Below are 18,003 nucleotides of genomic sequence, written 5' to 3' on the forward strand. Positions count from 1 at the left end.
CGCCTGACGAATGCTTAGAATACGCCGATATAGTCTTATGGGCGAAGGAGAATTTAAGTGGTCGATTTAGCGAATCGGCTGCGGAGAATCGGACTTATGACAATATTCCAGGCTTAAGGTTACCTAACCAATTGCCAGTGACATATACGCAAACGGATATATCCCACATTCCTCACCCGGACTATGCGTTTGACGGTAGTCATTATATTGTAGACATGGAATCACTCGTATTAATAGTCTTCAAACTTATAAACGGCTCTTAGCTGGGGGGTATAATCTTTCTCAACCAGAGGTTGTCCTTATAAATGCACGTATTGTGTCAACGATAGATATTCGGCGCTTTGCAAGGATGCCAAGATCAGCGTTTCAGAGCGCGCAATCTTGACAACGTAATTCACTTAATTGATATGGGCAAAAAAATCATTTGCCTTTTCTCATGCAGTGATTCCAGTTGATTGCTTTATGGCGCTGAAAGGACGGTATTCGTTATTTTTTGTACGAAGTGCAAAACACCTTAGGATTACCATTTCACGTCACGGGGAGACTGGAGCGCTCCCGAAGTGTGACCGAGGAAAAAACTTCAACTCTTATTGCGATGCAGGTCTTGTCGAGCTAAGAGTTGGTATCAAACGAGGGGAGTGAACGCATTCGCAAACTTTATGGCCGAACATGGGGAAAGCAGGCATTCTTCGCAGCCCTTACATCAATCATTTCATAAACCAGAACGCTCCGTTGGGTGCTGTATTATATAATACTTGACAATCCGTGGGAGTCGAAACAAAGGAATCAGAGTTGATACCTTTAAATTGGTGGCGTCGCTTTACCAAGACCTTTTCAATAACTGTTTTTCGCTAACCTTTTATCAGGGGACATCACTTTACGAGCGGGCCCTATCTGAAAGCTGATTCGTGGTGCTGGGCGTTCGCGTGCGGAAAATTGCAAATTTTCGCGATTGTGAAACGTTGGGAGGTGTTTTCCATATCAAACTAAAACCTGTTACCAAATATAGCAGGCGGATAATAAAAAACAGCCACGGCGTTCCAAGGCTTGCCGGCCATCGGTTTCATGATCAAGAGTCGTGATCGCGGCGATCCGGCGATCAACTATGTGAGCACCATTACGCACGCCTACACGCGTGAGACTGGTGCCTGGACGAAGTGGATCCCGTGATCCGAGGGTTGAAGGCTGGCCTTAAGGGGTTCGGCTGACCAATGGCGGTGGGGCGGAGGCCCCACCGTTTTTTGGAGGGATGATTTTTGCGGCTAAATTTTCCGTGGGGCTCCTACCAGCTCAATGGTATCGGTAGTTGAGGGCATCTGTACGAGGTTTCTGATGCCGGGACAACCTATCTCGGTAGCGTTAAAGTTTCGGAATGATTTGTGCGCAGGTTGTTGCGGAAACGCCTCGATCTCACCATTGTCGTCGTCGCCTATGATATGGCCCGGGAGCTGCCGCGCACCCTGTGCTCCCTGACCAGAGATTACCAACGGCACTGCGCGGGGATCGACTATGAGGTCCTGGTGGTCGACAATGGCTCTCCCGAACCCTTCGGGCACGAGCGGGTCGCTGCCTACGGGAACAATTTCCGCTATTTTTATCTCGATAATCCCCCGTCTTCCCCGGCCTATGCGCTCAATTATGGCGCCGAGCGGGCCCGTGGGCGTGTCCTGTGCTTGATGGTCGATGGGGCCCGGCTGGTGACGCCGGGTGTGCTAGGACTGGCCGCTGCTGCGTTTCGCGCCTACCGGGATCCTACGGTCGCGGTGCTCGGTTGGCACCTGGGGGAGGACCTGCAATATCGGTCGATTACCGCAGGCTATAACCAGGCGCGGGAAGACGCCCTCCTGGCAGCGATCCATTGGCCTGAAGACGGCTACCGCTTATTCGAAATCGCGGTTCTCGCCGGTTCTTGCCTGGACGGTTGGTTTCGACCGATCGGAGAGAGCAATGCCGTTTTTATCCGCCGTGATGCCTATGATCGACTGGGCGGATTCGATGAGCGCTTCGATCTACCCGGCGGTGGGTTCGTCAATCTCGACTTCTTTCGGCGGGCGGTGTTGCGAAAGGGGTCGGAGCTGATCGTTCTGCTGGGGGAGGGGACCTTCCACCAACTCCACGGCGGCATTGCAACCAACACCGGCGACGAACGGGAACGACAAGACCTCCAGCACCGCTGGGAGGCCCAGTATAAAGCATTGCGAGGCGGGGCCTTTGATGCGCCTGGGAAGCGCCCCGTCTATCTGGGCGGGATATCACCTGCGGTGCTGCCTTCCCTCGCCTCATCCGTGCAGCTTGCCATGGAAGCCCTCGCGAGGGGTGATTCTTTGTTTGCCGGATCCGAATGAATATGACCGACCAAACGATCAAGAACGAAAAACTGGTATCCCTCACCTATAGCATTTGCGACCAATCCGGCGGCGTGCTGGAGCAGTCCGACCTACCCGTAAGCTACATCCACGGTGGCCGGACCGAGCTCATCGGCGGCATGGACCGGGCGATAGCAGGGAAGCGTGCCGGTGATAGCGTCCGGTTCGAGTTGGGACCGGATCAAGGCATGGGCCCCCGCGACCCGAACCTTTCCTTTACCGATGCCATCGATAATGTTCCGCCCCAGTTCCGTCATGTGGGCGCCGAGGTGCAGATGCAGAGCGAGTCGGGCGACGTCAAGACCTTTTACGTCACCAAGATCGAGGACGGACAGCTTACCTTGGATGCCAATCACCCGCTCGCCGGGAAGGACCTGCACGTTGAGGTGAAGATCAGGGAAGTCCGCGATCCCACACCCCAGGAACTCATGCAAGACGGGATGGCTTGAAAAGCCTCGTACCATAGTACCGGGTGGTAGTTAAATTTTAAGTGGTTCAGTTGGGCGACTGCCGGTTTCAAGTTGTCATTTCGAGCGCAGCGAGAAATCTTGTGCCTAGACGATATCATTAGGATGAATCCTCACTGGAAAGACCTCCGTGTGGGTTGGTTTTGAAGATCCCTCGCTATGCTCGGGATGACAGTTCCCTTCGGTCGAGATGACAGGTTCGGTTGAGATGAAAAGAATCAGGCAGAAACATTCTTTCTGATCGCTTTCTCCGCGTCTTCAGCGTCTCTGCGGTTTAGGAGAAGTTATCCTTTAACATCATACTCGGAGAGAGCTCGGCATCTTGAAGCCGGTCGTATTGATGAAGGGTTCACGGAAACTGCCGTCTCCGCTGGTCAACTTCATGATCATTGGGGCCCAGAAGTGCGGTACGACCGCTCTGGCCCGATACCTAGCCGAGCATCCGTCGGTGTGCATGGCCTGGGGAAAAGAGGTCCATCTGTTTGATTCGCTCGCGCCGGTAGGATTCGCACCGCAACGACTCGATCGTTTTTATCATGGCTATTTCGAACACTATCGCGGCGAACCTATAGTCGGCGAGGCTACCCCCTCCTATCTCTACTTTCCCGAGGCAATCGCCGGTCTACATCATTACAACCCGCGTTTGAAGCTGATCGTTCTGCTGCGCGATCCCTTGGAACGCGCCTTGTCGGCCTACGCGATGGAGCGTAACCGGGGTCGGGAATCTTGGCCGGTGGACCCGGCGCTGTGCCTGGAACCGGTGAGGCGCTTGGCCGCGTCCGTGTTCCGGGGTAGCCGGACGGCTCACCGCACGACCTTTTCTTACGTCGATCGCAGTCGGTATAGGCGCCAGCTCGATACCCTGGGAAGCTACTTTCCAAAGGAGCAGATTCTGCTCCTACATGCCGAGGCACTGGGCCGCCGCTATGAGGAAACGCTGCGTTCGGTCTACGCCTTCCTCGGAATCTCGGTACCCAGCCCGCTGCCTCCTCCCCGTAGGGTACGCCAGACTGAACGAAAATACCGCCCGTCGAGCCTTACCCTGGCATGGCTGCGATGGGTACTGAGAAAGGAGCGACGCTGGCTACGCGAACGCTTTCCGAATCGCTCTGATTAGTTGGCCGGTACGGCCCTTGGGATAGCGCCCTAGCGCTTCCGCCAGAACCGAAAGCAGTACATCCAGTTGGGCATCGGGTCCATATTCGGTCAACGCATGACTACGGGCCCGGCGACCGATCTCGGCACGGTGTCCGTCGTCACGGATGAGTCTGTCCAGCCAAGATCGCCATTGGGCTTTCGAATCACAGCAGTATCCGGTCTCGCCCTGGAGAATGGCGGAACGCATCGGCGGCGTGGCGGTTGCGATTGTCGGGACTCCCACCAGGCCCGCTTCGAAATACTTGAGCTCGCTCTTTGCCTCGCAAAAGGGGTTGCCTGCCTCCAGCGGTACCAGGTTGATGTCGAAGCGAGAGAGCTCACTCGGAAGTTCCTCGAAGGCGACCTTGGGGCGTCGTTCGACACGGCTCCCGAATTCCAGGATGTGTGGAAACTCATGGAGATCCAGGTCCCCCAGGATAGTTAAGGAGGCCCGGCGGTGGGTGTCGAGGGTCTCGACCAAGGGCTCGACGATCGTTCCAAAGTCGCGCTGATGCGTCGGCGTGCCGCTTGCGTAGCCGATCCGGAATCCGTCTCCGCTGTCCGCACGTTCCGGGAGACAGGCCGCACCGGCGAGTCTCGCCCTGTTGAGTCCGTTGGGGACCACAAAAGCGTCCCGCACGAACGAATGCGCTGCGTGACGGAGGGGTTCGGTGGAAAGGATGGCGAAATCGGCTTTGATCAACGCCTGTCGATACCGCAGGGATTTTGCATGCCAATTGGCCTCGGAGACGTCCGGACGCCGCAGGTAATCGAAGTAAGCGGGCGTCATGTAAGCGGGGTCGAAGACCAGGTCATCGATGTCGAAACCCAGCGGAATCCCGGCACGCCGGCAGTAGCGGTAGAGTCGGGACAAACCCGCGTCCCACTCGCAGCGGAAAACCAGGACCAGGCCCGCGTCGCTGGCCTGCGTCAAGAGCTCCGGGCTCTCGGCAGGCAGTACGGACACCGGAATCTCGCGTGCGGTAAGCGCCTCGATGCGGTATTGCACGCGGTATCTATGGCCCCTGCTCGAGGGGGCGCCGGTTACGAAAAGCACGCCGCTTGACGGCCGAAACGCGTCGGCGCGGACCCGGTTGGTCAAGGCATGGACCATCCTCGGTGCCCAAGGGTCGGCCTCGTAGGCTGCCGGGATCGACCCCCTGACGGCGCCGAATCGTTCATGGATATCGGACAAGACCCGACCTTGATATGCAAAATATTCACGCGATTCGTTGTCCAAATCGCATCCGGCAGAACGCCGAACACGTTCATAGCAGGCCTCCGCTAGTCGATATTCCGGCGTGGAGTCGGGGCTTAGGCGGCTGCGCTGACGTGCAGGATCGACCAGGACGGTCAGCTCGGCCTCCGCCTCGCTGACCGCCCGCGGCGGTGAGATGCCGAGTGTGTCCAGGCTCCGCCGCAGCCCATGCACCGGCGCATGCAGTAGGCCTTCATAAGTGAGCCAGGCCCGGGGCATGTCCTGTGAGTGTTGCTCCGCTTCCAGAAGATAACCTAGCCATAGTAGAATCGAGCGGTCGCCTTGTACCACTGCTGCCGGACGTGATGCTTCATCCTGCCAGCGGCGGCGTAGGGATTCCGCCACCTTAAGCGGATGCCGTGCAATCACCAGCGCATAGCTGCTGATCCCGAGGCGGCGTGTGGCTTCCGACCAGAGCGGCAGCAAGCGACACAGGCGAGGGTCTTTGAGGGCTATGATGTCCCTTGACGCCAGCCAGCCTTCGAGCATGGGTAGGGCCTGCCGGAGAAAACCCGATCGTGCATCGGCAAGGCCCTGTCGCTCGAACGGTCGGTCGTCCCACCAGGGCCGACCGAGGGCCTCGAGTGTATGATTGTTCAGCAAAACAAGCTCTTTCGGCTCCCAGTATCCGTTCGGATTGTCCGCCATCGCCGGCAATAGAGAGCCGGGGATTGGGATGCCCAAGCGATCGATCGCCTGCGCCAACATCGATGTGCCGCTTCGGTGCATACCTAAGATGAATACGAGCTTTTTCATAATTGGAGGATCAAAGAGTCCGACTCCGTGAGGGGAGGGTTCTCGACGGCCCCTGACATTTGGGAAGCCCTGGCGTGAAGATTCGGGAGAAGGAAGCACAGTCTATGAGCACACAGCATCCGGCGCCAGTGCCCGAGGCACTGGCGTTGCAGGTATTTTCCGGGACCCGGGCGGGACGCACCCGAGAGGTAGCCTATCCTTTGAAACAACGGGTGCCGTCATGACCATGAAGCTCGGTATCCTGGTGCTCGCTGCGGGAAAGGGCAAACGGATGCGCTCGCGGATACCGAAGGTCCTGCACCCGCTTGCCGGTAAGCCGCTCCTGGCCCATGTCCTGGACACCGCGCAGGCCCTGGGGGCGGCGCGGGTGGGCGTCGTCTATGGCCACGGGGGCGAGCTGGTACCCCGGCAGATGGCCGACTACGACTGCATCTGGGTGGAGCAGGCCGAGCAGCGGGGGACCGGCCATGCCGTCATGCAGGCCATGCCCCACATGCAGGACATGGCCCGGATCTTGGTCCTCTACGGCGACGTACCCCTGATGCGGCCGACCACCCTCCGACGCCTGATGGAGACCGCGGCGGCCACCGATCTCGGCGTGTTGACCGCGGTACTCGAGGATCCCACCGGCTACGGGCGCATCGTCCGGGACGCGTCCGGGCGGGTTGTGCGCAGCGTGGAGCAGCAAGATGCCAGGTTGGACGAGCTGCGGATCGGCGAGGTCAACACGGGCTTTCTCATCGCAGATCGGGCCAGGCTGGATGACTGGCTTGCGCGCATCGGGAACCGTAACGCCCAAGGCGAATACTATTTGACTGATATCATGGCGCTGGCCGTGCGGACAGGGGTGGAGATCGCGACCAGTCAGCCGGAGACCCTGGATGAGGTGTACGGGGTCAACGACAGGGTCCAGCTCGCGGTCCTGGAGCGTTCCCTCCAGCGCCGCCGGGCGGAGGCGCTGATGCGTGGCGGCGTGACCCTCGCCGACCCCGCCCGGCTCGACATCCGCGGCCGGCTGCAGGCCGGGGAAGACGTCAGCATCGACGTAAATGTGGTCATCGAAGGTGATGTCCGGCTGGCCGCAGGCGTAGCGATCGGACCCAATTGCCTGCTTCGGGACTGCACACTCGGTCCCGGCACCCAGGTCTTTGCCAACTGCGTCATCGAGGGCGCCGCCGTCGGTGCCGGTGCCCGTATCGGTCCCTTCTCCCGGCTCCGGCCGGAGGCGGTGCTGGCGGACGATGTGCACGTGGGCAACTTCGTCGAGCTCAAGAAGGCCCAGGTCGGCGAGGGCAGCAAGGTGAATCACCTGACCTATGTGGGTGACGCCCAAATCGGCCGCGACGTCAACGTCGGTGCCGGGACCATTACCTGCAACTATGACGGCGCCTACAAGCACCTGACGGTGATCGGCGATGACGCCTTCATCGGCTCCAACGCATCCCTGGTCGCGCCGGTGGAGATCGGTGCCGGCGCCACCGTCGGTGCCGGCTCGGTCGTCTCCCATACGGCGCCTGCCGGAAAGCTCACCCTCACCCGCGCCAAGCAGGCTACCCTGGAGCATTGGCAGCGACCCCGTAAGCAGGGACCTGGATCGGGTTAGGCACGTACCACTGCGTTGGGGTGTGCAAGCAATCCTAAATGATATGGCGCGGTTTGGGAAACCGGGCTTGGCTGGAAGCGAGTCGGGTCGGTTGGGCAAAGGGCGTAGGATGCGGTTCGCGCCGGCCGTCAGTGCCATCCATGAGGTGGTATACCACGCTCACCGCATCCTACGAGCTAACGAGGCATCGCCTCAAGCCCACGAGAGCCCGACTCGAGCTTCGTGGCGAAACCTCGATCGGACAGGATTTACAGAATTGACAAGCTTCTTGTCGTCGCTTCTCGTCCCCACGCGCCGCATGGGGACATGGAAGCTCCGCGCCGCGGAGAAGGCGGGTCGGAACAGCCTCTTGCCGGCGAATCCTGGCCGGCAGGATGCCGGCGTTCCCAGCGTTACGGCGGGATGCGCTACGCTTTCCCGCCCTACGGTCCTCACCCCTGCCCTCTCCCAGAGGGATAGGGAGTGAAACGCACAAATCGTGCCATGTGGCAGTATAACTAATACAACACGACGCTGATGAGTCTAACCCTCCTGCATACGGCGGACTGGCAGCTCGGTAAGCAGTTCGCCCAGGTTCCGGGAGATCCGGGAGCCGCGCTGCGACTGCGGCGGCTGGATACCGTCAAGGCCATCGCCGAGCTCGCGCGGGAACGCCGAGTGGACGCGGTGCTCGTCGCCGGTGACGTTTTCGAGGACAACGCCGTCTCGGACGAGACCCTCAGGCGGACCATGCATGTGCTGGACCCATTCAAGGGCCCCTGGGTGCTGCTGCCCGGCAACCATGACGCGGGCTTGACCCAGAGCGCCTGGAGCCGCCTGCGCAGACTCGCTGTCGTGCCCGCAAATGTCATTCTCGCCGATCGGCCTGAGCCCATCGTGCTTTGTGGGGGGCGGCTGGTGGTACTGCCGGCCCCGTTGCGGCGGCGGCACGAGGTGGGGGACCTGACGGAGTGGTACGACACCCTGCGTTCGGATGCAGGCGTTTTACGGGTCGGGCTCGCGCATGGTGCGGTCACGAACCGTTTACCAGAGACAGCCGAGGCCCACAATCCCATCGCCGATACCAGGGTGGAAACGGCGAACCTCGACTATCTGGCCTTGGGCGATTGGCATGGGACCCTGGAGGTAGCGAACCGGACCTGGTATGCCGGCACCCCTGAGCCGGATCGTTTTAAGGCGAACGAGCCCGGCAATGTATTGCTCGTGACCTTGCGGGAAAGCGGCGCCCCGCCCCAGGTGGAAAGGATTCTGGTCGGCTACTACCGATGGATCCAGCTGACCTTTGATGTCATGGATGACCAGGCCCTGGCCGTCCTGGATGGTCGATTGGCTGCCTTGGGTGAGAGTGAGCGGACACTGGTGCGGTTGAAACTGACCGGCACAGTGGATCTCGCCACGAAGCAACAGCTCGATGAGCGGCTCGACGGGTGGCGTGCCCGTCTGCATTTCCTGGAGGTCGATGATACGGCGCTGTTGGCCCGGACCGGTCTGGACGATCTTGCCGCGCTGATTGCCGAGCTGGGGGCCACCGGCTTTGTGCGCGATGCGATCGAGACCCTGGTGGGCATCGAGGGCGACGCGGGGCATCCCGACCAGGCCGATGCAGGGAGGGCTCTGCAGATCCTCTACCGCGAGCATAAAAGACTGTCTAAAAAAGGGCCGTAGCCCATAGTGGGTGGTAGGCTGGGTTGAGGAACGAAACCCAGCGTTTACGGGCAAGTTTGGTTTGCTGGGTCTCGTCCCTGAACCCCGCCTACGGGCTTGTGTCACAACGCTTTAATAGACAGGATGAACAGGATTACACAGGATTTACAAGATTTTTGCGTTTTAATAAAAATATCCTGAAAATCCTGTTCATCCTGTCCTATTCGATTCAGCCATCCGGCGGGTTGCGGCGCGCCCACCACCGCGGCAATCGCGGCGCTTGGCGCACGTGCCTTACCCGCCCTACGGGCTCGACCCAGCCTACCAGCTTGAAATCAATAGGTTAGTTTTTAGACAGCCTCTAAGGCCCTGCGGCAATGAGTGCCATGCATTTCAAATCCATCGAAGTGGAGCAGTTTCGGCAATTCCGAAGCGCAGTGGCCGTGCGTGATCTGACCGCTCGGCTCAACGTCATCGCCGGCCACAACGAGGCCGGTAAGTCCACATTGCTGCAGGCCATTCGCGCGGCCCTGTTCGACCGCTATGCGAGCAATATCGGGGAACAGTTTCGGCCTTACGGCGCCGCGGTGAGCCCTAAAATTTCCTTGGTATTCGATCTGGATGAAACCGAATACCGGCTCACCAAGACCTTTTCGCGGCGGCGCGACGGCGAAGCGACCCTGGAGGTGACCGACGGCAGGTGCTGGGAAGGCCCCGAAGCGGAAGACTATCTGGCGGAGCTCCTGGGGTTCTCCTATGCGGGTCGGGGCGGCAGTCGCCCGGAGCTGCAGGGCCTGGCCGGGCTCTTGTGGGTCGAACAGGCAAGGGCCTACGAGCCCGTGACCCTGACGGATCAGTCCCGGCGGCAGGTCCATGCGGTATTCGAGCACGAAATGCGGGAGCTATTGGGTGGCGATCGGGGCGAGGCGCTGCATCGCCGCATCACGGCGTTGCGCGGGGAGTACTTCGACGTGCGGGGTAAGCCGCGCGGCGACTACCGGCGCCTGCAGGAGCGGGAGGCCGAGCTGCTGCAGAAACTGCAGGCGATACGCAGTGAGCTGGAGGCATACGAAGACAAGGTGGACCGCCTGGAGCTGCGGCAAACGGAGCTGCTTGCCTATCGGGAAGATCGGGCCTTGGAGAAGACCGAGGAGCGCGCCCGATTAGCGCAAGCAGCGGCCGAGCGGGTGACAGAGCTGCGGGCCGAGGTCCAGGCGGGCAAGGAGCAATGCGGTCGGACCAATGCCGAATGGGAGGCGGCAAAGCAGGCCTGGGCGACCCGTACCAGGTTGATCGGCGAACACAGGGAGGCGCAGAAGGCGGAGCAGGCCGCTGGGCAGGCAATGCATGGAAAGGAGGCCGAGTTGGCGCAGCTGAAGGGGCGGCTTGCACAGCGCCAGGACCAGCTCACCGAGCTGAAGGCCCGTAAGCAGGATCGAGATACTGAGCTCCGCTTGGCCCATGATACCGAAGCCCTCAGTCATCTCGTGGCGGAGCATGAGCGTCTGAACACTAGGCTCGAGGAGGCCCGAGACGCGGATGCCGAGCGGCGGCGGTGCGTATCGGAGCGGGCTGCGCTCCGGGTGACGGAAGAGATGGTATCAGCGCTGAAGCAGATCGAACGGGCCCGCGATCTTGCCGAAGAGCGCCTGCACGCCGCCGCGACTCAGGTTGCGTATCGGTTGGAGCCGGGCGCAGTCGTCAAGCTGGGGGAAGAACCGCTCACCGCTGATGGATCGGTACGACTGACCTGCCGCACCGAGCTCCGGATCGAAGGCATCGGACGCTTTACGGTCATCCCCGGTGGGGAGGACCTGGACGCGCTGCGGCGTAAGGTAGAGCAGGCGGACCGCCGGCTCGGGCAGGGGCTTTCCGAGGTGGGCACTGACAGCGTCGCCGGCGCCGAGGCGATTCTGCGTCGCTCGGGGGAGCTCGATAGCCGAGCAGCACAACATGCCGCAACCCTCAAGGGACTTGCCCCCGCAGGTCTCCAGGCCTTGGAGGACCAGCTGAGCGCCATCGGCGCGCAGAGGGACGATCTGCGCCACAAGCTGGGTGACATGGCCGCTCGGGAATTCGGAATGGACGGTATGGAGCAAGCGGTCCAAACACTCCAAGACCAGGTCACCGCAATCGAAAGCGATGTCTGCGCCGAAGAAAAGCTGGTCCAGGGGCTGCGAGAGGCAGTGGCGGGGCTCCGTGCGGAGAAGACATCCGCCGAGCGACTCGCCGGGCGTTGTGCCTCCGAGCTGGAACGGGCCCGAATCGAGGCACCGGACGGTCGGTTGGTGGAGACCCTCAAGGAGACGGAGCAACGGGTCGACGCGAGCCGCCGCCGTCTGGAAACGGCGACCCGGGCGCTCGAGACCGGGCATCCGGAGACCGTCGAGCTGGAGGTCGAACGATCGAGACATGCCCTCGAAGACATCAGGCAGGAGCTCGAGGGGCTCGAGCGCGAGGTCCGTGATCTAAGGGTGGAGCTCGGTGCCCTTGGGCAGAAAGGGTTAGCCGAAGCGGTGGCATCCGTTACAGCAGACCATGTATTCGTGGCCTTGCAACTGGAACAAGCTGATCGACACGCGCGTGCGCTCGATTTGCTGCAACGTACCCTCGATGCTGCCCTCCGGCGGGCGAAGGCGGCCGTCGCCGAACCGGTCGTGGCCAAGCTCGTTCCCTACCTGCGCCGGTTGATCCCGGATGTCGCCCCCACGGTCGATGAGGACCTGATCCTCACCGGAATCGAACGGGGCGGGGCGACCGAACCCTTCGAAGATCTGAGCGTCGGTACCCGGGAACAGCTGGCCGTCCTGATCCGACTGGCATACGCCGATTTACTCAGCGAGGCAGGCGAGCCGGTAACCCTGATTCTGGATGACGCCCTGGTCAATTCCGATGATGAACGCCGCGAGCGGATGAAGGCGATCCTGTACCAGGCGGCGCAGCGTTACCAGATATTGCTCCTCACATGCCATGGCAGAGAATACCGGGATACGGGCGGGACCTTCATTCGGCTTGAGAACATCAGCCACTTGGATCTGGATGACAACACGCGCTGATACCCTTCATCAGAGCGGTTGATTGTCCGAAAAGATTTCAATCCGTCGAGCCGCACAGTGGCCTAACCCCACCGTCTACCAGTTATTAATCGTTGCAAAAGTAATCGCGGATCATGAAATTTCGCAGTTCAGTTCTTGTGCTCATCGCCTAATTACAGCTATTACAAATACTTATGCAACGATTAATAAAAATTTACACCACCCAAAAGACTAACGGCTTTGACAGTTGTACACTATTGTTGACAGTTATATACTGATCATGAACCGTTGTGGCACCCGTTACAAAATGCCGAGCCATCGGGGTACCGGAGAAACAAGAAAATGTGGCCATTTGATTTTCTGGTGAAATTCATCCCTAGTAAGCCGGAGAAAATCCCTCCTAGGGATCAGAGCTGGCGCAACGATGAAATCGTCTGTTCAGTGACTCGACGCAATGCAGAGGGAAACGTCTTGTTGGGAAAGGGAAATATCTTGACGGCAAAGGAAAAGGAACGTGCCTTCGCTGAATTGAAACTAGGCTGAAGTTGTAAATGCCGCCATCCGAACAGGATATCCTCCGTCTCTGGGAGCCGTATAACGAGGCGGAGGCCTTCATTGCTGAGATCTCAACTAGTTGGGACGGTCTCGACACCACAGCGGTTAACCAGCTCAGGTATGCTGGGCGACATCTCCTCAACTCGCTTACCGGAAAGACGTCGATCGCTCCGGAGAGGGAATACGAGCGAGCAGTAGCGCATGTCAAGCGTGCAACTTTCGATGCTTTGGATTCCGGTATCATCTACTATCTGAAGAAGATTGAATATTTCAAGCACGATTACCGGAAAATCGAGATCACGACACCCGGATACCCAGACATTATCGCTTCGGCCCGAAAGGCCAAACACCTACTGGACAAGGCACGTAATGACTCCGATAATCGCCATGAGTAGTATCAGGAAGCAAGAGAACATTTCAAGCTGCTGAAAGAATCGTGCGAGGCTTTGGAGGATGCCCGCCCGGAACAAAACAAAAGACTACACGCTCACAATCGGCAGATCCTCATAGCTTCTATGTCGCTACTTGGCACAGTACTATCGGTCATCTTGGCGACCTTGGCATTCTTCTCCTCTCCATAAGCGTCCGCAGGACACTCATGCCCTGGTAATAAATATCCAGAAAATCCTGAAGATTGCTGAAATTATAGGCGTCTTTCACCTCGCCGATGGAATTGAACGGCAAACGAACGTGATTGCGCTTTGCCAGCTCGAACATCAGTTCGGGTTCCAGACTGGCTTCGATATGAAGGTGAAGCTCGACCTTCGGCAGGCCTTCGATGAAATCCCTTGATGCAGGCATAGGTGTTTCCCTTTTTACGGGGAGTTACGCCGTGTCCCTGCGGCTAACCCGATCTACCTGGCTTATAGTTTCCAGCAACTTATGATCTGCTTCGGAATTATTGTCCAATACGGCGAGCAAACAGCCTATTTCTTTATCGATTACCTCTGTCGCATACACAAAATAATCTGCAATATCCGAATCACTTTCGTCGGCATGATAGGTTGTGATTACATGTATGCCTATATTTGTATTGTGTTCGTCATCGTATTTGTACAAAAATTCATCGATGGCATCATGCAAATTCTCAGAAAATGCACCCACGCATAATATATATTTAATTTTGAAGGTTTCCATTTCCGCCTGCAAATGTTCAATCCGATGCCGTTGCTGTTTCTTGATGGCATCTTCGGGCAGATTTTCCATTTCTGAACGAACTGTTGGATTTTCTATGAAATCCCGGAGCTTCTTTGCCCCGCTGCCTTATCCCCTTCGATCTTTGCCCCATCTTGCCGGGCGCTTGCTTTGCCCATTCTACGGGCTACTTCTCGCGGTCAGTCACCCATTCAGTTTGTTCCTGATCCACGCCGGATCTCGCCGGCAATCGAGGACGGCGTAAACGAGAATCGTATCATCGGCCACCTGGTAATAGACTGCGAAGGGAAATCGCTTCGACAGTAGCCGGTGATATCTCTCGAAATGCAGCGGGTGGACACCGGCGTTCACCAGCAGCGATTCGATATCCGAGTAGAGCGAATCCAGAAAATAGCTGCCGATGCCCCTTGCCTGCTTTTCGTAGAACCGAAATCCGTCGAGCAGGTCCCGACGCGCCGAGGCAAGAATCCGGATTTTCACCTGAGCAACTTGTTGAGGTTCTGTTTGACGGTTTCCCAGTCCTCGAATCCTTCCTCACCGCGCTCAACCGCTGCCGCCCGCTCCGCAAGCATGGTGCCATGCCACGCGGGTGATGGTATCTGCTCCGCCCGGGCGCAGAGGTCATCCCAAATCGTCTCCATGGCCTGGAGTTTTTCCTCGACGGACATCGCTTGCAGGGGGATGGAGATGTGCATGAATTACACCGTTTTTCATCAGTGGTTGATTAATCCTCGGATTACGCAGATTTTCGCAGATGAAAAATAGGGTAGTGTTTCAACATTGTTTCTAATGGTTAAAATATGATTTTAAATCAAATCCTTGTGATCTATTCTCAACATAGCCATAACACCACCAAAAATAGAAACATCTGTGAAAATCTGCGTAATCTGCGTAATCTGCGTAATCTGCGTAATCTGCGTAATCTGCGGATCAAAAAAATCTTGGCATCCTTTGTGCCTTTGCAGTTCAACAAGACTGCTTGACCGGCTTGAGACCCCCGTCAATCCACCGCTATCGCGTCTTTGAACAGGCGGAAAAAGTTGTCGCGGGTAAGGGCGGCGAGCTCCTCGACGGACATGCCGCGCAGTCCGGCAATGCATTGCGCCACCGCCGCAACGAACCTGGGCTCATTCGACTTGCCCCGGTGCGGTACAGGGGCCAAGTAGGGACTATCGGTTTCGATGAGCAGGCGGTCGCGGGGCACCTTTGCCGCCACCGCCCGCAGATCGTCCGCGGTCTTGAAGGTGACGATGCCGGAAAAGGAGATATAGAACCCCAGGTCCAGCGCCGCTTTGGCCATCTCCCAGGTCTCCGTAAAGCAGTGCAGAACACCGCCCACGTCGCGGGCATCTTCCTCCGTCAAGATCCGGAGCGTGTCTTCCCGCGCCTCCCGGCTATGGACGATCAAGGGTTTTCCGCAGGACCTGGCGGCGGCGATGTGGTCACGGAACCTTCGGTGCTGCCAGCCGAGGTCGCCCGTGCTCCGATAGTAGTCCAGCCCAGTCTCGCCGATGGCTACATTACGCGCATCCCGTGCGAGCTCCACCAGCACCTCCGGGGTCGGTTCCCGGCGACCTCGCTCGTTAGGATGGACCCCCACCGAGACGGAGACCTGGGGATAGGGCGCGACCAGATTCCGCATCCGCGGATAGTGCTCCAGATCGATGGAGACACAGAGCATATGCCCGATTCCGGCGGCACCTGTCTCATCCATGAGGCGACGGAAGTCCCCGGCGTAGGGTTTCAGCTCGACCCGGTCGAGATGGCAGTGAGAGTCAATCAGCATGCTTACATGTCGTAGGGCATGACGTGGGGTGGGCTGTGCCCACCATTACAACACGCCGAGATGGCAATGAGAATCGAGCAACATGATCGCAGCTCACAGGGTATGGGTGGGATGGTCCGATGCGAGCATGTCGGCCAGGTAGTCCTCGATCTTGCGGCGGGCGGCGCCCTGGTCCTGACTGCTGAACTGGATGCCGATGCCGATCACCCGATTTCCCTCTGCGCCCGCGGGGGTCAGCCAAGCGACCTTGCCGACGATGGGGATGGGTTCGGATTCGTCCATCAGCCGCAACAACAGGAAGAGCTCATCGCCGATTCGATACCGCTTGGTGGTGGGTATGAACAGACCGCCATTCTTGATAAAAGGCATGAATGCCGTATAGAGGGCCTGCCTATCCTTGATCACGAAGCTGAGGACACGCTGTTGTCCACCGGGGTCCATTGCGATCACCTAGTAGTCCGTTTCACCAAAATTTTATGGTAAAACCAGTCTCTGTCATCTCGACCGAAGGGAGAGATCTTCTGGCTTGACAAAGGTTTCCAGCGCACAAGATTTCTCCCTTCGGTCGAATCGTAATCACTCTCACAGGTTCGATACATGAACCGGAGGACGTTTGTCCTTCCAGGGGCGAGCCTCCTCCAGTTGCGCGGCGAGCGCGAGCAGCGTTCCCTCACCTGTAAACCGTCCGGCGAACTGTAGGCCGATCGGCAAGCCGCCCTTGGTCCATGCAAGGGGCAGGGAGATGGCAGGAAGCCCGGTTGTGTTGAACAGGTTCGTGAAGGGACACAGGGTGAACAACTGCTCTATCCATCTCTCGGCGGTAATACCGGGGGTGTTTTGATTCAGTTCTCCCAGGGGCCAGGCAGACTGAGCGGCCGTAGGAGACAGCAGCGCATCGACGTCCTGGAAGAAAGCGCCGACCGCTCGGGAAACCCCGGTGTAGATGTCCAGGGCCCTGAGAAGCTCCGGTGCGCTCAGGTTCTTGCCGTACTGGTAGGTTGCCCAAGAGGCGGTCTCCAGGTTCTTTTCGGAAGGGGTGCGGCCCATGACTTCAGCGACGCTATCCATCAGGTTTGCAAGGTTTGCGCCCCAGACGCGTAGGTTGGCGAGAGCGTGTGCCTCCACGTCGATCTGGGGTGCGGCTTCCACCATTTCATGTCCGAGTTCTTCACAGAGTTTGACCGTGTCGCGCAGGGCAGCCGCACACTCCGGATCGACCGGAACGCCGGAGAGGGGCTTTTCCATCCATGCAATCCTCATCTTTTCGGGCGGGTTGGATGCCTGTGAAAGGAACGATGTCTTGGGCGGCTCTGCCCAGCCGTAACATCCGGGATCCGGGCCCGCGACGGCATCGAGCAGGGCAGCCGCATCACGAACGCTGCGTGTGACAGCAAACTCGATGGCTATGCCGCTCAGGAGTTCGCCATAGTCCGGTCCCGTGGGGATGCGACCGCGCGTGGGTTTCAGGCCCACAAGCCCACAGCAGGCGGCCGGGACCCGAATCGATCCTCCCCCGTCGTTCGCATGGCCGATGGGTGCAATTCCGGCTGCAACCGAAGCGGCCGAGCCGCCGCTCGAACCTCCGGGGCTCCTTTCGGTATTCCATGGGTTGCGAGTGGATCCATGGAGTACCGGCTCGGTGTTCGCGTTGAAACCGAATTCGGGAGTGGTCGTGGTGGCCACAGTGACGAGACCGGCCTTGCGAAAGCGGGTCATCAACTCGGTATCATGGGGTAGGATGAGCCCTTCAGTCAGTCTGCTTCCCATTTGCATGGTGACCCCGGCGGCGTGCGCAATCATTTCTTTGATAACGAAGGGAACGCCTTGGAAAGGCCCCTCGGGCAGCCCTGCTTCGATCTCCTTCCGGGCTTGGTCTGCGAGGACGGCAACAACCGAGTTGAGTTTGGGATTGAGCTTCTCGATGGCCTCGAGCGAGGCGTCTTTGAGTTCCTGGGGTGTAACCTTTCTGCTCTTGACAAGTTGGGCCAATCCCAACCCATCGTAATCTGCGAACTCAGACAGTTTGACCATGATTTCCCTCCGCTACGGGCTTCGGAAACTGTTTGGTTAAAACGGGTAGTGGTAAACTTATAAGTGAAAAAGTAGAGCGATTCATCCTTTTGATCCCCTCTCCCCAACCTTCTCCCGGTAGGGAGAGGGGGCATAGCGGCCAGTGTCGTTGGTCATGTTCCAACTTAGATATTAACCACTACCCCCAGGCGTTTCCTCGTGCCGCTTAAC

The 18,003-nt window shown here is 58.7% G+C and carries 16 protein-coding genes; 8 read left to right on the forward strand and 8 right to left on the reverse strand.

Annotated features, from left to right (window positions below; all coding sequences use genetic code 11):
* Positions 1-1,379: 1,379 nt before the first annotated feature.
* The 3 genes from E1958_RS04950 to E1958_RS04960 all read left to right on the forward strand — a co-directional run bounded on the left by E1958_RS04950 (position 1,380) and on the right by E1958_RS04960 (position 3,950).
* Positions 1,380-2,345, forward strand: coding sequence for a glycosyltransferase family 2 protein (locus E1958_RS04950; protein WP_133510871.1), 966 nt, complete (start codon positions 1,380-1,382; stop codon positions 2,343-2,345).
* A gap of 2 nt (positions 2,346-2,347) precedes the next feature.
* Positions 2,348-2,815, forward strand: coding sequence for an FKBP-type peptidyl-prolyl cis-trans isomerase (locus tag E1958_RS04955; RefSeq protein WP_133510872.1), 468 nt, complete (start codon positions 2,348-2,350; stop codon positions 2,813-2,815).
* A 340-nt stretch (positions 2,816-3,155) separates the two neighbouring features.
* On the forward strand, positions 3,156-3,950 hold the full coding sequence (locus tag E1958_RS04960) for a sulfotransferase family protein (RefSeq protein ID WP_133510873.1): 795 nt from the start codon (positions 3,156-3,158) through the stop codon (positions 3,948-3,950).
* Here E1958_RS04960 and E1958_RS04965 read toward each other — a convergent pair.
* Entirely contained in the window at positions 3,918-5,984 is a 2,067-nt protein-coding gene (locus E1958_RS04965) for a glycosyltransferase family protein (protein WP_133510874.1), read from the reverse strand. The genes E1958_RS04960 and E1958_RS04965 overlap by 33 nt on opposite strands.
* A 226-nt stretch (positions 5,985-6,210) precedes the next feature.
* Here E1958_RS04965 and glmU point away from each other — a divergent pair, with 226 nt between their 5' ends.
* From glmU to E1958_RS04990, 5 genes are all read left to right on the forward strand, one after another.
* Positions 6,211-7,587 carry a bifunctional UDP-N-acetylglucosamine diphosphorylase/glucosamine-1-phosphate N-acetyltransferase GlmU gene (glmU, locus tag E1958_RS04970; RefSeq protein ID WP_133510915.1) on the forward strand — a complete coding sequence of 459 codons (1,377 nt, stop codon included), beginning with the start codon at positions 6,211-6,213 and terminating at the stop codon, positions 7,585-7,587.
* A gap of 516 nt (positions 7,588-8,103) precedes the next feature.
* A complete protein-coding gene (locus E1958_RS04975) occupies positions 8,104-9,252 on the forward strand; it encodes a metallophosphoesterase family protein (protein ID WP_133510875.1) in 1,149 nt (382 codons plus the stop codon).
* Between the two features lie 356 nt (positions 9,253-9,608).
* Entirely contained in the window at positions 9,609-12,287 is a 2,679-nt protein-coding gene (locus tag E1958_RS04980; RefSeq protein WP_133510876.1) for an AAA family ATPase, read from the forward strand.
* A gap of 321 nt (positions 12,288-12,608) precedes the next feature.
* Positions 12,609-12,809, forward strand: coding sequence for a hypothetical protein (locus E1958_RS04985; protein WP_133510877.1), 201 nt, complete (start codon positions 12,609-12,611; stop codon positions 12,807-12,809).
* An 8-nt stretch (positions 12,810-12,817) separates the two neighbouring features.
* Positions 12,818-13,216, forward strand: coding sequence for a hypothetical protein (locus E1958_RS04990; protein ID WP_133510878.1), 399 nt, complete (start codon positions 12,818-12,820; stop codon positions 13,214-13,216).
* 148 nt (positions 13,217-13,364) lie between these two features.
* On the opposite strand, the gene E1958_RS04995 is transcribed toward E1958_RS04990, so the two are convergent.
* From E1958_RS04995 to E1958_RS05025, 7 genes are all read right to left on the reverse strand, one after another.
* Positions 13,365-13,622 carry a hypothetical protein gene (locus E1958_RS04995; RefSeq protein ID WP_133510879.1) on the reverse strand — a complete coding sequence of 86 codons (258 nt, stop codon included), beginning with the start codon at positions 13,620-13,622 and terminating at the stop codon, positions 13,365-13,367.
* Between the two features lie 24 nt (positions 13,623-13,646).
* A complete protein-coding gene (locus E1958_RS05000) occupies positions 13,647-14,027 on the reverse strand; it encodes a hypothetical protein (protein ID WP_133510880.1) in 381 nt (126 codons plus the stop codon).
* A gap of 132 nt (positions 14,028-14,159) precedes the next feature.
* A complete protein-coding gene (locus E1958_RS05005) occupies positions 14,160-14,456 on the reverse strand; it encodes a type II toxin-antitoxin system RelE/ParE family toxin (RefSeq protein WP_133510881.1) in 297 nt (98 codons plus the stop codon).
* On the reverse strand, positions 14,453-14,671 hold the full coding sequence (locus E1958_RS05010; RefSeq protein WP_133510882.1) for an addiction module protein: 219 nt from the start codon (positions 14,669-14,671) through the stop codon (positions 14,453-14,455). Before E1958_RS05010 ends, E1958_RS05005 begins: the two co-directional genes overlap by 4 nt.
* Before the next feature lie 305 nt (positions 14,672-14,976).
* Positions 14,977-15,762: a TatD family hydrolase gene (locus tag E1958_RS05015; RefSeq protein WP_133510883.1), complete on the reverse strand. Its 786-nt coding sequence runs from the start codon at positions 15,760-15,762 to the stop codon at positions 14,977-14,979.
* Between the two features lie 93 nt (positions 15,763-15,855).
* Positions 15,856-16,203: a PilZ domain-containing protein gene (locus E1958_RS05020; protein ID WP_089729934.1), complete on the reverse strand. Its 348-nt coding sequence runs from the start codon at positions 16,201-16,203 to the stop codon at positions 15,856-15,858.
* Positions 16,204-16,344: 141 nt separating this feature from the next.
* Positions 16,345-17,793: an amidase gene (locus tag E1958_RS05025; RefSeq protein WP_133510884.1), complete on the reverse strand. Its 1,449-nt coding sequence runs from the start codon at positions 17,791-17,793 to the stop codon at positions 16,345-16,347.
* Between the last annotated feature and the right edge of the window lie 210 nt (positions 17,794-18,003).

The sequence above is a fragment of the Candidatus Thiosymbion oneisti genome, from assembly GCF_004359955.1.
In the GTDB taxonomy this organism is placed as follows: domain Bacteria; phylum Pseudomonadota; class Gammaproteobacteria; order Chromatiales; family Chromatiaceae; genus Thiosymbion; species Thiosymbion oneisti.

What these genes read in the sequence shown, in the direction of transcription:
- E1958_RS04955 (WP_133510872.1), top strand. Translation starts at nt 2,348, where the DNA reads ATGACCGACCAAACGATCAAGAACGAAAAACTGGTATCCCTCACCTAT.
- E1958_RS04965 (WP_133510874.1), bottom strand. Translation starts at nt 5,984, where the DNA reads ATGAAAAAGCTCGTATTCATCTTAGGTATGCACCGAAGCGGCACATCG.
- glmU (WP_133510915.1), top strand. Translation starts at nt 6,211, where the DNA reads ATGAAGCTCGGTATCCTGGTGCTCGCTGCGGGAAAGGGCAAACGGATG.
- E1958_RS04975 (WP_133510875.1), top strand. Translation starts at nt 8,104, where the DNA reads ATGAGTCTAACCCTCCTGCATACGGCGGACTGGCAGCTCGGTAAGCAG.
- E1958_RS04980 (WP_133510876.1), top strand. Translation starts at nt 9,609, where the DNA reads ATGAGTGCCATGCATTTCAAATCCATCGAAGTGGAGCAGTTTCGGCAA.
- E1958_RS04985 (WP_133510877.1), top strand. Translation starts at nt 12,609, where the DNA reads ATGTGGCCATTTGATTTTCTGGTGAAATTCATCCCTAGTAAGCCGGAG.
- E1958_RS04990 (WP_133510878.1), top strand. Translation starts at nt 12,818, where the DNA reads ATGCCGCCATCCGAACAGGATATCCTCCGTCTCTGGGAGCCGTATAAC.
- E1958_RS04995 (WP_133510879.1), bottom strand. Translation starts at nt 13,622, where the DNA reads ATGCCTGCATCAAGGGATTTCATCGAAGGCCTGCCGAAGGTCGAGCTT.
- E1958_RS05000 (WP_133510880.1), bottom strand. Translation starts at nt 14,027, where the DNA reads ATGGAAAATCTGCCCGAAGATGCCATCAAGAAACAGCAACGGCATCGG.
- E1958_RS05010 (WP_133510882.1), bottom strand. Translation starts at nt 14,671, where the DNA reads ATGCACATCTCCATCCCCCTGCAAGCGATGTCCGTCGAGGAAAAACTC.
- E1958_RS05015 (WP_133510883.1), bottom strand. Translation starts at nt 15,762, where the DNA reads ATGCTGATTGACTCTCACTGCCATCTCGACCGGGTCGAGCTGAAACCC.
- E1958_RS05020 (WP_089729934.1), bottom strand. Translation starts at nt 16,203, where the DNA reads ATGGACCCCGGTGGACAACAGCGTGTCCTCAGCTTCGTGATCAAGGAT.
- E1958_RS05025 (WP_133510884.1), bottom strand. Translation starts at nt 17,793, where the DNA reads ATGGTCAAACTGTCTGAGTTCGCAGATTACGATGGGTTGGGATTGGCC.